Here is a 14724-nt window from a genome sequence, read left to right as displayed (position 1 = left end):
TGACCTCCGTGTATTAATTGTTTTAGTCGACATTAATGTTACACGGTCTCACTATGGCTTTTCTATTTTCAGGTGTTGCATTTCATTTTACAATTAACCTCTTTATTTATTTGATAAATCATTAAACACATGTCTCTAGCTAAAGAAAAAATCGGAACAGCTGAAAATTTTTTATTATTCTTGGTGTTCAAGAGGCCCGCCATAGCAATTAGATCATAATAGGCAGTTTGTACATGATTCATTTTTTTATCCATATAATTAAAAAACCCTCCCCATCACACTCAATACAAGTGTAACGGAAAGGGTTCCAACGTACTACATATTCAAACAAATTTTTCTAAAAATTCTATTTATTCTACAGTAACACTCTTCGCAAGGTTACGTGGCTTATCAACATCACAATCTCTATGAAGCGCTGCATAATAAGCAATCAGCTGTGTCGGCACTACTGAAACCAGTGGTGCAAGTAGTTCGTGTACGTGTGGGATCACGTAGCTGTCGCCTTCTTCTTCAAGGCCTTTCATTGAGATGGTGCATGTGTTGGCGCCGCGGGCTGCTACTTCTTTGACGTTGCCGCGGATGCTCAGGTTGACGTTTTCCTGTGTTGCAAGGGCAACGACTGGTGTGCCGTCTTCTATTAGTGCGATTGTTCCGTGCTTGAGTTCGCCGCCTGCGAAGCCTTCAGCCTGGATGTAAGAGATTTCTTTCAGCTTCAGCGCAGCTTCCTGAACGACATGGTAATCCATTGAGCGTCCGATGAAGAATGCGTTGCGCGTTGTGCTTAGGAAGTCGCGAGCAATTTGCTCGAATGCTTCCTTGTCGTCTGTCAGTGTCTGAATTGCGTTTGCAACGATACCCATCTCCTGAACAAGATCGAACTTCATCTCGAAGCCTTTTGCTTTTCCAGCTGCTTCTGCAAGGATCGCAAGGACGGCGATTTGTGCAGTGTAAGCTTTTGTTGATGCTACTGCGATCTCTGGTCCTGCGTGAAGCAGAAGTGTGTGGTTTGCTTCACGTGACAGTGTTGAGCCTGCTACGTTTGTCAGTGTCAGTGCAGGGTGTCCAAGTTCTTTAATGTGTACAAGTACGGCACGGCTGTCTGCTGTTTCACCACTTTGAGAAATAAAGATAAATAATGGCTTTTCAGATAGTAACGGTGTGTTGTAGACGAACTCACTCGCTACGTGTACTTCAGTCGGTATTTTCGCTGTTTTCTCAAGGTACTCTTTTCCTACAAGTCCTGCATGATAGCTTGTTCCGCAAGCAATGATATAGATGCGGTCAGCTGCATTGACAGCGTCAAGCGTGTCTTTCGCAATGGAAAGCTCGCCTTCTTCGTTCTGGTAAGCCTGAACGATTTTACGCATCACTGCCGGCTGCTCGTCGATTTCTTTTAGCATGTAGTGAGGGTACGTACCCTTTTCGATGTCGCTAGCATCGATTTCTGCTTTGAAGGAATCACGTGCAACTGTTTCGCCAGCAAGTGTTTTGATCGTGATGCTATCTTTTGTCACGATAACCATTTCTTTATCCATCAGTTCAACGTACTCATCTGTTACCTGCAGCATTGCCATTGCGTCAGATGCGATCACGTTGAAGTCATCTCCAAGACCTACTAATAGCGGACTCTTGTTTTTCGCAACAAAGATTGTGTCTTCATTCTGGTTATCTAAAAGCGCAATTGCATATGAACCTTTCAGTTCTTTTAGTGCTTTCGCAAATGCAGCTTCTGTTTCAAGGCCTTCTTTGACAAACTTTTCGATCAGCTGAACGATGATTTCTGTATCCGTTTCAGATACAAGGTTCACATCAGCAAGGTGCTCACGCTTCAGTTGTGCGTAGTTTTCGATGACACCGTTGTGTACAAGCGTAAAACGGCTTGTTGTACTCTGGTGAGGGTGAGCGTTCACCTGGCTTGGCTCACCGTGTGTTGCCCAGCGCGTATGGCCGATTCCGATGTTAGCATTAACGCTGAAGTCCACAACTGAACGAAGATCTGCGATACGTCCTTTTTCTTTAAATACTGATACGCCGTCGTCATTTTTCACTGCGATTCCTGCAGAGTCATAACCGCGGTATTCAAGCTTTTCAAGACCTTTCAGCAAAATTTCCTTCGTATCGTTTGATCCAATATATCCTACAATTCCACACATAATAAGTTTCCTCCTGTGAGTATAAGGAGGGCATGACCGTATAAGAGGACGGACGTGCCCTCTTTATCTCTCTATTTGTTTTTAAAGTTTTATGACTTTATTAAATAGGGCTTGTGATTTCCGCTCCAGGGGGACGCTTTCCGCGGACGAACGCTCAAGCCTCCTCAGGCAGAAAACCACTGCCTTCCGGGGTCTTTCACGATCGTTTTTCCGCAGGAGTCGCCCCCTTCCGCTACAATCACCAGCTGTGCAATCTCTTCGATTGTCTTTTTAATAAAGTTTAGTTTTTGGGTGCTGCAGTCCTGTTTTCTTTGTCCACTGAGTCGCCTCGGTGATTTTGAATAACAGGTTTTCGGCTGTGCAGTCATCAGCCGGAAGGCATCCGCCGAATGCTCGATGCTCCTTCTCCTCGTCAACTGCCGCTACTCAACGGGCAGTCCTGGCGCTTTTTATAACTAATTGGTCTACCTTACAGCCCTCTCTTTCCTTCTGAAATAAAAGTGCGACTTTTCCTGTATACCCCTTTTCAAGAAAAATACGCTTACCTTATCATACGTTATGGATGATTTTGACGTCAAACAAATTTTTCGTGACGCACGGGAAGTAGTATACCACGCCGGATTGTTACATTGGTTACAGGATATTTTCAGTTTTGCGCATATTCTTCTTTTTGAAACTTTTTCCTGTTATCATTCGTAAGGATACATGACTGATGATTAAGAAGGTGACGACTATGATGAAGAAACTGATGATGACTGCAGGCTTATTATGGCTTTTATTTGCCGTAGAGGCCGCTGCTTATACGGTAGAAGAAGCAAGAGTGCGTGCCTGGATACAGCCGAATGGTGATGTAACAGTGAATGAAGTGTTTCATTATTCGTTTACTGAATATGAAGAAGAAGTTGGCCGTACACTTTACCGTGAAGGGCACAGCGGGGTCGATGACTTTGAAGCGTATGCCATTACCGGTCCGAATGATGAGCCTGGCTTTATACAGAGTTCAGATCTCGCACTGCTCGATTATGAATACGGCGATGAAACAGTATTTACAGAAGTTGAAGGTGAATATGAAACCATTAAAGTGTTTTATTCCTATACACTTGAAGATGCTGTGAGGGTCTATGATGAATATACAGATGCCTATTTGCCTTTTTTCAGCGACGGTTCACATCATGACGATGATATTAATGAGCTCTATATAGACGTTATATTCCCTTCAGCGGTTTCACCGGATGATTATACCGCTCTTTTCGCTGACAATAAGGGTGAGATTACGCAGCAGGATGAGGTTGGTGTACGTTTTTATACCCCGTCCTCACCGATGTACACGAATTCTGAGGTGCACGTGCTGTTTCCTTCAGACGTGATGACTGAAGCTGAAACAGTGCCTGCTCCTATGTCAAAAGAAGAGCTGATCGCACAGCAGGAAGCAAAGTACGATGAAGCGGATGAACGTTTTGACACACAGGCTGCGATCGGAGAAGGAATCAAATGGTTCAACATTTTGATGATCATTGCGATCCTCACTTCTGTCGTGCTGATGTTTGTGATGAAAAATCGTGCATCCGGTCACGCTGAGAATGTGATGAATTACAGCCCGCTGACGATTTTGTTCATGCAGCACGAACAGCCCGCGCAATACGAAAGCCTTCTTGCAGCGCTTTATACGTTAAAGGAAAAAGGGGCACTGACTTCACAGATCAGCGGAGATACGATCGCTTTTCAAAAGAGTGGTCTGTCTGTGTCACTAACACAAAGTGAACAGTTCCTGATTGATGAGCTCTTTAGGCATCATCATGAGGTTAAGCTCAATCCACCCCTTGTATCGGAGTTCTCATCTAATGGCTATAAAAAGTGGGCGAAGCTTGCCAGGAAAGAGTTCAATGACCAATTTAAGTTGAAAAAAAGACCGCTCCTTGTACTGAGAATACTAATGGTCCTGATGTTTGTGCTGCTTGCTGTGACGCATTCATTCGAAGGTGATAACTGGTTTATTGTTTTTGGGTTTCTGGCGTTCCCTGTTCTCCTGTTTGCACTCACCTTTAAGTTTACCTATAACAAATGGCTTTGGGGCATTGCGATTGTGTTTAATATTTTTATTGGCATTGGACTGACGTCTCCCGGGATCGACCTGGTATTCCTGACATATGGCATCTGCCTGATCGTGCTATTCTTTTTGATTAAGCCGCTCTCATTTAATGTTAAAGAAAAAGAGCTGATGGGCAGTATCTCATCATTCAGATTAATGGTCGCATCAGAAGAATCCTTTTCTATTAATAAAGAAGCTTTGGATCCGTGGATGATCCGGGCAATTGAAATGCCGGTAATCGGGATCAATTTGAAAACGTATATCCCGGCGGATCAGCAGCTTGAAGCGTCACCACTGAGTTATTTTGTCGCAAAGGGTGTACATCCGTATGAGTTGATGATTGATAGAGCTTGATTGGTGAAAGGCATGCGCTTGGCGTGTGCCTTTTTTGTTTGGTGGCGGGGGCAGGGGGCTGGGCTCGGGCGCCGGGTGTCTTTTCCATCAGGTTCTGCATTAATTCCTTCAGCGAAGGACTTAATTCCATCAATATGAAAATAATTCCATCAATCCTGATTTTATTCCATCAGCCTGGAGCCGGTCCCAGTGATTTCCTTCAGCCAGGATCGTAATTCCTTCAGCTCTTCCGTCATTCCATCAACCTGAGACTCTTTTCCTTCAGCCCAAGCCAGCCTCAGCCAAGCCCTCAAACCCACGCCAGCCCTCACTCGCCAAAACAAAAAGGAATACCCCGCCCATTAGCAGAGTATTCCTCTCAAACACACAATATTAAGCTTTTACACCCATCTCATTTTCAACAACCTCTGCAATGCGATTCACATACTCTTCGCAAAGCTCTTTTGTCGGTGCTTCTGCCATGACGCGTACAAGCGGCTCAGTACCGGATGGTCTTACAAGAATACGGCCGTTGCCGTTCATCTCTTTTTCCACCTGCTCAATGATCGCTTTTACTTCTGCGTTATCTGTGACGCCATGCTTATCACTGACGCGGATGTTGACTAGCTTCTGCGGGAAGATCTCCATCTCAGCAGCCAGCTCTGACAGCTTCTTGCCAGTGAGCTTCATGATATTCACAAGCTGAAGACCTGTCAACAGGCCGTCACCTGTCGTGTTGTAATCAAGGAAGATAATGTGGCCGGACTGCTCACCGCCAAGCGTGTAGCTGCCTTTTTTCATTTCTTCTACAACATAACGGTCACCGACAGCTGTCTGGATGCTCTGGATTCCTGCTTCTTCAAGTCCTTTATGGAAGCCAAGGTTACTCATGACAGTTGAGACAACTGTGTTCTGCTTCAGGCGTGATTCGCTCTTTAAGTGCTTTGCACAGATGAACATAATCTGATCGCCGTCTACAACTTGTCCATTTTCATCCACTGCAATGATGCGGTCGCCATCGCCGTCGAATGCAAGGCCAACATCTGCCCCTTTTTCTTTTACAAAGCCTGCAAGTGTTTCAGGGTGTGTGGACCCTACGCCTTCGTTGATATTCAGACCGTTCGGTGATGCACCCATTGTTGAAAGGTCTGCATCCAGATCTGCAAACAGGTGTGTAGCAAGTGCAGACGTTGCACCATGCGCACAGTCCAGTGCTACATGAATACCGCTGAAGTCCTCATCAGCAGACTGCTTCAGATACTGAAGGTACTTCTGTCCGCCTTCAAAGTAATCTGTCACAATGCCAAGGTTCTCACCAGTCGGGCGAGGTGTGTTGTCAGTTTCAGCATCGATCAGTGCTTCTATTTCAGCTTCCTGCTCATCTGTCAGCTTAAAGCCGTCAGGACCAAAAAACTTGATTCCGTTATCAGGCACCGGGTTGTGTGAAGCTGAGATCATCACGCCAGCCTGTGCACCCATTGCTTTTGTCAGAAATGCTACACCAGGTGTTGAAATGACACCAAGACGCATCACTTCTGCACCAATTGATAAAAGACCTGCCACAAGAGCACCTTCAAGCATATGACCTGAAATTCTTGTATCACGTCCAATTAACACTTTCGGGCGTGTTGTTTCTTTTGTCAGCACGTATCCTCCGAAGCGTCCAAGCTTAAATGCCATTTCCGGCGTAAGCTCAGCGTTTGCTACTCCGCGGACCCCGTCCGTTCCAAAATATTTACCCATGATAAACATCGCTCCTTCTTATAAACGGCCCCTCCCAGGGCTTATGCAGCTGCCAGTGAAAATGTCACACTGGTCTGCGATAAAATATATGTCACATTGGAAGGTCCATCGATCTGAACTTCCATCTCATGTTCGCCTTCTTCTAACCCTTCAGCATCTACAAACAATGAAACGTCGTCTTCTGACAACTCTTCAAGCGCTTCCGGTTCTCCGGTTACGCGTAAGTTAAGCTCCCCGCTGGCAGGGCTTATAAAAGTTGCCTGCAGTTCATCGCCTATATTTCTCATTTCAACAGGAAGAGCCGACAATGTCAGCTCTTCCGTTGAATCAATATTATCTTCGTTAGAGGCCGTATCCTCAGCCGGTTCCTCTTCTCCAGTATCCTCAGGCGTTTCAGCTGAAGCCTCTGCATCTTCAGCCGGAACTTCTCCTGAAGCTTCTGTCAGGGAAATGACGCCGGAAACCATCTCACTCGACAGGCTCGTCACACCCTCAGGTACCGGAATTGGGACTTCCACCCGAGAACCGTCGCTCGATACACCCGAAAGATCAAATGGTACTTCAATTTCATTGATATTGTCAATCGTGTCTCCAGGCCCATAGATCGTAACCGTGTCTTCTGCCAGCTCAATTGATTCAAACTGAAGCCCTTCAGCAGGCGTCCCGGATGGTGTTGCCACCAGTGCCACTTCTTTACTTGGCTGTGTGACACTGACCGTTAAATCGACTGTCTGCGGTTCTACTGTCACAGGCAGCTTATCAAGTGATCCATTCAGTACCTGAACGGTTGACTCAATCGTCTGCTCGTCCTCTACCGGTTCATCCGTATCAACTGATGCCCTGACATATCTGATTGATTCAATAACACTTCTTGCTCCTGTCACCATGACTGTTTCAGGATCAGCTGTAATACCAGCAAGCTCATAACCATCAGGAATAATTGACTGATTAAACTCTGCATCTACTGCAAACTCCTCTGTCACACGTTCATCAATTGTGACAGTTGCAACAGATGGAGAGATAGTAACCGTTAACTCTGATGAAAAACCTTCAGGCTGCAGCGGCACTTCATGTGTGCCCAGTTCCAGGTCTGCAAGGTTTAAGAACACACGAAAATCTCTCACTGCCTCTGCTCTCGTCACATACTGGGCAGGACCTTGAATTGTCACGTCTACCGTGCTCGGTACACCTGTTACAACAAACTCCTCATCATTGTACATCGTATCGACCGGAACACTCTCAATCACTTCTACATCACTTTGCGAGTTAACCGACGTGTTTGTACCTTCTTCTTCAGTATTCACTGTATAAAACATCAGGAGCGCGATGAGTAAGGCAAAACCTCTCAGGAACCATCGGCTTTCAAGGAATTTATCCATTCTTCTTTTTCCCCCTCCAGTTCCATCGCGTTGAAGAGGTAACATTTTCTTTTTCACCAAACCATTCACGGCGGATAATCTTACTGAATTCATCCAGCTCCAGATCCCGCTGAAGCTCTCCGTTGGTTGTGACAGAAATTGCACCAGTCTCTTCTGAAACCACGACTGTAATACTGTCGGTTACTTCGCTGACACCAAGCGCTGCCCGGTGACGTGTACCAAGCTCTTTTGAGATAAACGGACTCTCTGAAAGCGGCAGATAACACGCAGCCGCTGCAATACGGTTTTTCTGAATAATTACCGCACCATCATGAAGCGGTGTATTAGGAATAAATAAATTAATTAATAGCTCAGAAGTAAGGTTCGAATCCATCGGGATCCCAGTTTCAATATAGTCTCCCATCCCTGTCTCACGTTCAAATGTAATCAGGGCACCGATCCGTCGCTTTGCCATGTAGCTGACTGACTTTGTCACAGCTTCTACAAGGCGGTTTCGTTCTTCTTCTTCCTGAAGGTTTCCTCTGGCAAATAATTTTCCTCGTCCCAGCTGCTCAAGTGCGCGTCGCAGCTCAGGCTGGAAGATAATCATAACGCCCAGAACCCCCCAGTACATCACTTGCTCCATAATCCAGGCCAGTGTATTAAAACCGAGTAATTCACTCAGCACACGGACCACAACAATAACAAAAATTCCTTTTAACAGCTGTACAGCCTTCGTTCCTCTGATCACCGTGATCAGCTTATAAAAAACAAACCACACGAGGAGTATGTCAACTGCGTGAACAGCAAAATCTAACACCGTTAAATCTGAAAACTGGTCGGCAAACGGCATGTGACTTCCTCCATTTATCTATTTAAATAATCATTTATATACATAGCAATTAAACCATCTCATTATAACACAACCAGACTGAAGAAGTCTTATTATGGATGATTGAAATCAATATTTAACTGTTGTTACAAAGCATGCAAATAAGGTAAGATTTCGTCATTATTCAGTACTGCACATGCACGCCCGTTCTTTTTCGCCTGATAGAGACGCTGATCCGCAAGTTCAATCACCCGCTCTGTTTCTGCAGCCTCTTCGCTGACGGCATGTCCAAAACTCAAGCTCAGCCGCCAGTCTTTATGCGCTAACTCGATTTGCTCAAGTTCATTTCTCAGCTCATAAAGGAAATCTTCGACATAAAAATCTTTCCCGGGAAATAAAAAGACAAATTCCTCTCCTCCATAGCGGAATGCCATTCCATTGTGCGCATATGACAATTTTTTTAGCACAGGGCCAAGCGAAGCCAGTACCTGGTCACCAAAGAGATGGCCATACTGATCATTTGCTACCTTGAAGAAATCAATATCCCCAATGAGCAGATGATAATCCTCGCCACTCTGATGGACCACTTTCATTTCCTCTCTGAAATAACGGACATTATAAAGACCTGTCAGATAATCCTTCTTCAGTTCATCACCGAGCGTTGTCGCCTGGGTGAAATATCTGCGCTCTCGCAGGACCAAAACCGCACTGAATGTGCTCATCACAATCAGTACAAACGTCTGCACCACACCTGTCACGATTGCCTGATCTGTATATCCTGTAGAATAAAAAGGTGCTGACCAGAGTCCGATCACCAGTGCAGAAGTCATCCAGATGGCTCCCCACTCCTTCCAGTGAACCATCGCATGCATTAAAATGACATACATAATTGGTAAAAAGGCACTCTGAATTCCTCCGGTAATCGCAATCAGCCAGATATATGCCACGTAGTCAATCCACACACCACTTCTAAAAATCAATGGAAAATATGCTTGCTTCTTTTCATTGACAGACAGCTGCCATTGTGCAACGACTGTGAACATAAAGAAAAGCAGGATCAGCAGATAAAAGGATTGTCCGGTATACCCAATCCGCTCATGTAAGAATGGAATCCAGTAAGTAATCGATACTCCCACAAGAAAAATCCACCGCAAATAAGAAAAGATTTGTTCAGTTTTAATATTTTTCAAGCGTACAAGTCCTCCTTTCAACATAATTTTATCCTGCAATATGATTATTTTTACCTATATATTGTTATTATGACTTTTCAAACAAATGAATTCAACCGTATCATTATCATATAGGATTAGAGGTTATAATAACAGAATTTTCTGTTATTTAAAGGTAAGATCTTCACGAATTTTTCTGACAGCATCCGTCAGGTTCTCTGTCAGAAAACTTTTCACACAAAAACGCCGGCAGTCATTTGATCTGCCGGCGTTTCTTCAGTTATTCATTATCATTACTGGTAAAGCTGCCAAGTTCTTTTGCTGCAGACTTGATGGAATACCAGAGCCATTCGAAGGCCTGATCAATTTCTTCAATCTCGCCCGTCACACCGCCCGCACCGGCCATGAATTGTTGGCCATTGACGACGGTCACATTTCCTTCCACCGTGCCTTCAATGCGAAGGTCACCATTGCGGACTGTGAGATCTCCCTGTACAGTTTCGCCCTCAGGGACCACCACAGTGTTTCCTTCCACAACGACCTGGTCACTTTGTGTAAAGGATAGCTCATCCCCGCCATTCCAGCTCGTCATCAGGCTACCACTCATCAAAATGAGAAATACAGCAGCTGCTGCAAGCAGCGGGTGGCGGTTGAACCAGCGATTCATCCCCGCCTTTTTCTTTTCTTTCGGCAGTTTCGCCATCACATTCTGAGTAAAGTTACCTGGTGCCTGTATATGTGAAGTGCTCTGTACGAGCGCAACTGTCTTTTTCAATTCATGAAAATGAGTTTTGCACGCTTCACAGGACTGAAGGTGCGTCTTTAACTCCTTTTCGTGTTCTGGTGAAATCTCTTCATCTAAATAATCATGCATCATCATTACGATGTTTTCAGGACAAGTGTTCACTGTACTCACCCTCTCCTATATTGATCTTAATTGCTTTCTGAGCGCTTCTCTGCCTCTGTGAATTCTCGTCTTGACTGTTCCGATCGGCAGCTCAAGAATTTCACTGATTTCTTTCAGAGAAAGCTCCTCTATATATTTTAATACGATAACAGAACGATATTTGTCAGGTAATCTGGAAATTTCTTTTTGAATCGATTCCTGGAGTTCCATCGACTCCACTTCTTCTTCAGGAAGTGGTTCGTCTGTTTCCACCTGAGAGTACATCGTCAGGCCATCTGTTCCCGAGACTTCAGCATCAAGATAATAATCTGGCTTTTTCTTTCGGATCCGGTCAATACACAGGTTCGTCGCAATACGGAAAAGCCACGTTGAAAACTTCCGGTCAATATCAAACGTGTGAATATTCGTATACGCTCTGATAAAAGCCTCCTGTGCAATATCCTCTGCTTCGTGGCGGTTACCAAGCATTCTGAAGCAGACGTGGTAGACTCTGTCTTTAAACAGCTCCACAATCTCACCGAACGCATCCTGATCTCCCTTCCGCACCTGCTGTATTCGCTTTTTCACTATGGATTCCATCAATTTAACCTCCGCTCTATGCGGCTCTAACCTATTTACGTAAGAAACGCGCAAAAGGTTTCACGCTTTTTTATTTTTATTTCAAGATTTTTTATGTAACGATATTTGTCGAATTGTTTTATAAACACGCATTTCTATTGTACTACTAAATCTAGTACAGTGTCATCCAGTTATTGCAAAAATGTTAGAAATTATTGGAATACTGGGGAGAGGTATTTTGGGGTGGTTGGTTCAGGAGATTAAGGCTGGCGTTCCGGAAATTTTGACCGGTGTTCAGGAAATTACTCGAATTGTTCATGAAATTTTAGTGGTCGTTCAGGAGATTTTGACAGTGGTTCCGGAAATCATGTAAATTGAACTGCACTCTAACAAAGAAAAAACCGTCTGTAGCATTTCTACAGACGGCCAACTTTATTATAGAAGCTTCTCGCCAAACAGCGAGCCAGCCAGCGCAACTGCCACAGTTGCAGTCTTATTTTTCTCATCCAGAATCGGATTAACCTCAACAAACTCAGCAGACGTCAGAATATCCGCTTCAGCAAGCATCTCCATCGCAAGGTGACTCTCACGATAGCTGATTCCGCCAATGACAGGTGTTCCAACTCCCGGCGCGTCATTTGGATCCAGCCCATCAAGATCAAGTGACAGGTGCACACCATCTGTACGGCCTTTCAGATACTCAATTGACTCTTCCATCACTTTTGTCATACCCATGCGGTCCACTTCATGCATCGTGTACACACGGATACCTTTTTCCTTAATTAGCACTCTTTCACCTTCATCAAGGGAACGCGCACCAATAATGACGATATTTTCAGGCTTCACTTTTGGCGTATAGTCATGAATATTTACAAGATCTTCATGACCAATACCCAGACTGACTGCAAGCGGCATACCATGGATATTGCCTGACGGAGACGTGTCACCAGTATTCAGGTCACCGTGCGCGTCGTACCAAATTACACCAAGGTTTTCATAGCTGCTGCTGATCCCTGCAAGTGACCCGATTGCTATACTATGATCTCCACCTAAAATCAGCGGGAAATCGCCATCTGTTTTCACTTTTTTCACCTGATCTGCAAGTGCAGTGCTGCCTTTTACAACAGCATCAAGATTACGAAGGTTTGTATCTGCTGTATGTACACGCTCAGGCTGGTCAATCTGGATATCACCAAGGTCAGTCACTGAGTGTCCAACTGCCTCAAGACGTTCAAGCAGACCGGCATAACGGATTGCACTTGGTCCCATATCTACTCCACGGCGCATCTGCCCTAAATCCATCGGCACGCCAATCACTGAAATGTTCTTTTTCTTCATCTCTTTATACCCCCTGTTAAAAGTCTCACTCCACCATTGTAACGCTTTCATTTCAAGTGGTTCAACCGTGCAGGAAGATGTATGATTATACATCTGTAATTGATATCCATCTCTGGAACGATATTATTCCAGAAATCTCTTTTTCGTGATTCAGGTTTTTCCCTTCTATATAAATAGCAGCGTCAAAAAACCCTTCCCGTTCATGTCAGAACGAAAAGGGTTTTAGCGTCTATTTCACAACCATCACAGGCGCATCAATATGCTTCACAAGCTTATGACTGACGCTGCCAAGCACCATCGTCTGGAACTTATTGCGTCCCCGGCTGCCAACCAGCACAAGGTCATAGTCATTGCTGTTGGCGTGATCAATCAGCATTTCCTCAGGGTCACCGTGCTCAATAATCAGGTTCGCCTTGATACCTTCTGCTTTAACCAGATTCACGCTTTCCTGCAGTTTTTTCTCCCGTTTGTAGCTTGCAGTATCTGAATCTCCGTATTGCAGTACATCTGATTTAGATGTTTCTCCATCCACTACATACATCAGTGTGATGACTGATTCTTCATCTTTTCTCGCGAGGTCAATGGCTTTCTTTAGAGCTCTTTTAGCGTGTTCTGAGCCATCCGTTGCGACTAAAAGCTTTTTCATTTCTCTTCTCCTTTCTGACAAACCGCAATTCCAAATTGATAATTCATTCCTTCTCTAAAAGGTTCAACCAGCACACCTGACTGATAGTAAAATGTCTTTTTATCATAAGCGTACCCGTCAAATAATGAAGTAAACTCAGCCTTAGTAATCTGATGGGTATGAAAAGGCTCCGATGAAGGCTTTCCTCTTCCTTCCCCAAATGGAGTAGACATCACTAAGGTCCCTCCAGGCTTAAGCATCTCATACATGTTCTTTAAAAATACTTCTTCTTCTGCAATATGTTCATACGTTTCAAAAGAAAGAATGCAATCAAACGTACCAAGCTTTTCCGGAAGCATGTGATCAACAGCGTTATGACATTCATAAGAAATCATAGGATGATGATACCTTCCGCGCGCATACGTAATCGCTTCCTGAGAAAAATCAACTGCTGTCATACTGGTAATCTTACGCTTTGACTGCTTAGCTGCCATGACACTCCCGTACCCTGAACCACAAGCCAGATCCAGCACACGTCCTTTCACATACGGAAAGGCAAACTGATATCTCGCCATGTGCTCAAGCAGCATCAGGTTTGAAGGCTTCATCTCATCAGGGATGATCCTCTCACCCGTATCTTCTAATTTCATATGTCGTCAACGCCTCTCATAATAGGCCGTGTTCCCCGACCTTTAATACCATCATACAATTTAAAATCCACTAAAAAAAGCTTCCCAGCGATGTCATAATCGCTGAGAAGCTTTGTGAGTGAGCCATGAAGGACTCGAACCTTCGACCCTCTGATTAAAAGTCAGATGCTCTACCAACTGAGCTAATGGCTCGTATGGCTGGGCTAGCTGGATTCGAACCAACGCATGACGGAGTCAAAGTCCGTTGCCTTACCGCTTGGCTATAGCCCAACGCTTACAGGTAATATACCCTGAAAAAACGAAAAGACACCTCAAAAGCATGTCCTTTTTTAAAAAATGGTGGAGGGGGGCAGATTCGAACTGCCGAACCCGAAGGAGCGGATTTACAGTCCGCCGCGTTTAGCCACTTCGCTACCCCTCCATATGAAGTTGAAAACTGGTGCCGGCAAGAGGACTTGAACCCCCAACCTACTGATTACAAGTCAGTTGCTCTACCAGTTGAGCTACACCGGCAAAAATGGTGGAGAATGACGGGCTCGAACCGCCGACCCTCTGCTTGTAAGGCAGATGCTCTCCCAGCTGAGCTAATTCTCCAGGGAATGTTTTTAGATGGTGACCCGTACGGGATTCGAACCCGTGTTACCGCCGTGAAAGGGCGGTGTCTTAACCACTTGACCAACGGGCCTCTGTGGAGCTTCCAACAGGATTTGAACCTGCGACCTCTTCCTTACCATGGAAGTGCTCTACCTGCTGAGCTATGGAAGCAGAAAAATGGCTCCACAGGTAGGACTCGAACCTACGACCGATCGGTTAACAGCCGATTGCTCTACCACTGAGCTACTGTGGAACAATGCCTAGCGACGTCCTACTCTCACAGGGGGAAACCCCCAACTACCATCGGCGCTGAAGAGCTTAACTTCCGTGTTCGGCATGGGAACGGGTGTGACCTCTTCGCTGTCATCACTAGAC

13 protein-coding genes, 8 tRNA genes and 1 rRNA gene are annotated in these 14724 nt (G+C 45.0%); 2 read left to right on the top strand and 20 right to left on the bottom strand.

The window, feature by feature from the left end; all coding sequences use genetic code 11:
• Nucleotides 1-350: 350 nt before the first annotated feature.
• Nucleotides 351-2153 (bottom strand): glutamine--fructose-6-phosphate transaminase (isomerizing), encoded by a 1803-nt coding sequence (glmS, locus tag KP77_RS01090; RefSeq protein WP_041120892.1) that lies wholly within the window; start codon nucleotides 2151-2153, stop codon nucleotides 351-353.
• Between the two features lie 712 nt (nucleotides 2154-2865).
• Between glmS and KP77_RS01080 the strand changes: the two genes are divergently transcribed.
• Nucleotides 2866-4596: a DUF2207 domain-containing protein gene (locus KP77_RS01080; RefSeq protein WP_041120890.1), complete on the top strand. Its 1731-nt coding sequence runs from the start codon at nucleotides 2866-2868 to the stop codon at nucleotides 4594-4596.
• Between the two features lie 161 nt (nucleotides 4597-4757).
• Here KP77_RS01080 and KP77_RS18035 read toward each other — a convergent pair whose 3' ends face one another.
• From KP77_RS18035 to sigW, 7 genes are all read right to left on the bottom strand, one after another.
• Nucleotides 4758-4895 (bottom strand): hypothetical protein, encoded by a 138-nt coding sequence (locus tag KP77_RS18035; protein WP_160289488.1) that lies wholly within the window; start codon nucleotides 4893-4895, stop codon nucleotides 4758-4760.
• Between the two features lie 73 nt (nucleotides 4896-4968).
• On the bottom strand, nucleotides 4969-6318 hold the full coding sequence (gene glmM / locus KP77_RS01075; protein ID WP_041120889.1) for a phosphoglucosamine mutase: 1350 nt from the start codon (nucleotides 6316-6318) through the stop codon (nucleotides 4969-4971).
• Nucleotides 6319-6359: 41 nt separating this feature from the next.
• Nucleotides 6360-7697 carry a CdaR family protein gene (locus tag KP77_RS01070; protein WP_041120888.1) on the bottom strand — a complete coding sequence of 446 codons (1338 nt, stop codon included), beginning with the start codon at nucleotides 7695-7697 and terminating at the stop codon, nucleotides 6360-6362.
• Nucleotides 7690-8529 carry a diadenylate cyclase CdaA gene (gene cdaA, locus KP77_RS01065; RefSeq protein ID WP_041120887.1) on the bottom strand — a complete coding sequence of 280 codons (840 nt, stop codon included), beginning with the start codon at nucleotides 8527-8529 and terminating at the stop codon, nucleotides 7690-7692. Before cdaA ends, KP77_RS01070 begins: the two co-directional genes overlap by 8 nt.
• Before the next feature lie 125 nt (nucleotides 8530-8654).
• A complete protein-coding gene (locus tag KP77_RS17420; RefSeq protein ID WP_052473895.1) occupies nucleotides 8655-9698 on the bottom strand; it encodes a GGDEF domain-containing protein in 1044 nt (347 codons plus the stop codon).
• A gap of 259 nt (nucleotides 9699-9957) precedes the next feature.
• Nucleotides 9958-10557 carry an anti-sigma factor family protein gene (locus KP77_RS01055; RefSeq protein WP_041120894.1) on the bottom strand — a complete coding sequence of 200 codons (600 nt, stop codon included), beginning with the start codon at nucleotides 10555-10557 and terminating at the stop codon, nucleotides 9958-9960.
• A 42-nt stretch (nucleotides 10558-10599) separates the two neighbouring features.
• Nucleotides 10600-11163: an RNA polymerase sigma factor SigW gene (gene sigW / locus KP77_RS01050; protein WP_041120886.1), complete on the bottom strand. Its 564-nt coding sequence runs from the start codon at nucleotides 11161-11163 to the stop codon at nucleotides 10600-10602.
• A 217-nt stretch (nucleotides 11164-11380) separates the two neighbouring features.
• On the opposite strand from sigW, the gene KP77_RS18480 reads away from it, so the two are divergent.
• Nucleotides 11381-11515 carry a hypothetical protein gene (locus tag KP77_RS18480; protein ID WP_268747439.1) on the top strand — a complete coding sequence of 45 codons (135 nt, stop codon included), beginning with the start codon at nucleotides 11381-11383 and terminating at the stop codon, nucleotides 11513-11515.
• Between the two features lie 62 nt (nucleotides 11516-11577).
• On the opposite strand, the gene rocF is transcribed toward KP77_RS18480, so the two are convergent.
• From rocF to rrf, 12 genes are all read right to left on the bottom strand, one after another.
• On the bottom strand, nucleotides 11578-12480 hold the full coding sequence (gene rocF / locus KP77_RS01045) for an arginase (RefSeq protein WP_041120885.1): 903 nt from the start codon (nucleotides 12478-12480) through the stop codon (nucleotides 11578-11580).
• Nucleotides 12481-12709: 229 nt separating this feature from the next.
• Nucleotides 12710-13126 carry a universal stress protein gene (locus KP77_RS01040; protein WP_041120884.1) on the bottom strand — a complete coding sequence of 139 codons (417 nt, stop codon included), beginning with the start codon at nucleotides 13124-13126 and terminating at the stop codon, nucleotides 12710-12712.
• Nucleotides 13123-13755 (bottom strand): class I SAM-dependent methyltransferase, encoded by a 633-nt coding sequence (locus tag KP77_RS01035; RefSeq protein ID WP_041120883.1) that lies wholly within the window; start codon nucleotides 13753-13755, stop codon nucleotides 13123-13125. The genes KP77_RS01040 and KP77_RS01035 overlap by 4 nt, the downstream gene beginning before the upstream one ends.
• A 119-nt stretch (nucleotides 13756-13874) precedes the next feature.
• Nucleotides 13875-13947: transfer RNA gene (locus KP77_RS01030), tRNA-Lys, on the bottom strand.
• A 3-nt stretch (nucleotides 13948-13950) separates the two neighbouring features.
• Nucleotides 13951-14025 (bottom strand) — tRNA-Gln (locus tag KP77_RS01025).
• 67 nt (nucleotides 14026-14092) lie between these two features.
• Nucleotides 14093-14176: transfer RNA gene (locus tag KP77_RS01020), tRNA-Tyr, on the bottom strand.
• Nucleotides 14177-14192: 16 nt separating this feature from the next.
• Nucleotides 14193-14268 (bottom strand) — tRNA-Thr (locus tag KP77_RS01015).
• 5 nt (nucleotides 14269-14273) lie between these two features.
• Nucleotides 14274-14349: transfer RNA gene (locus KP77_RS01010), tRNA-Val, on the bottom strand.
• A 16-nt stretch (nucleotides 14350-14365) separates the two neighbouring features.
• Nucleotides 14366-14440: transfer RNA gene (locus KP77_RS01005), tRNA-Glu, on the bottom strand.
• Nucleotides 14441-14444: 4 nt separating this feature from the next.
• Nucleotides 14445-14520, bottom strand: a tRNA-Thr gene (locus tag KP77_RS01000).
• A gap of 7 nt (nucleotides 14521-14527) precedes the next feature.
• Nucleotides 14528-14602: transfer RNA gene (locus KP77_RS00995), tRNA-Asn, on the bottom strand.
• 5 nt (nucleotides 14603-14607) lie between these two features.
• A 5S ribosomal RNA gene (rrf, locus tag KP77_RS00990) occupies nucleotides 14608-14723 on the bottom strand.
• Nucleotide 14724 lies beyond the last annotated feature (1 nt).

This window comes from Jeotgalibacillus alimentarius (assembly GCF_000829445.1).
Classification (GTDB): Bacteria; Bacillota; Bacilli; order Bacillales; family Jeotgalibacillaceae; genus Jeotgalibacillus; species Jeotgalibacillus alimentarius.
The sequence above is the reverse complement of the archived record's forward strand: the minus strand, read 5'-3'. Positions and strand labels throughout refer to the sequence as shown.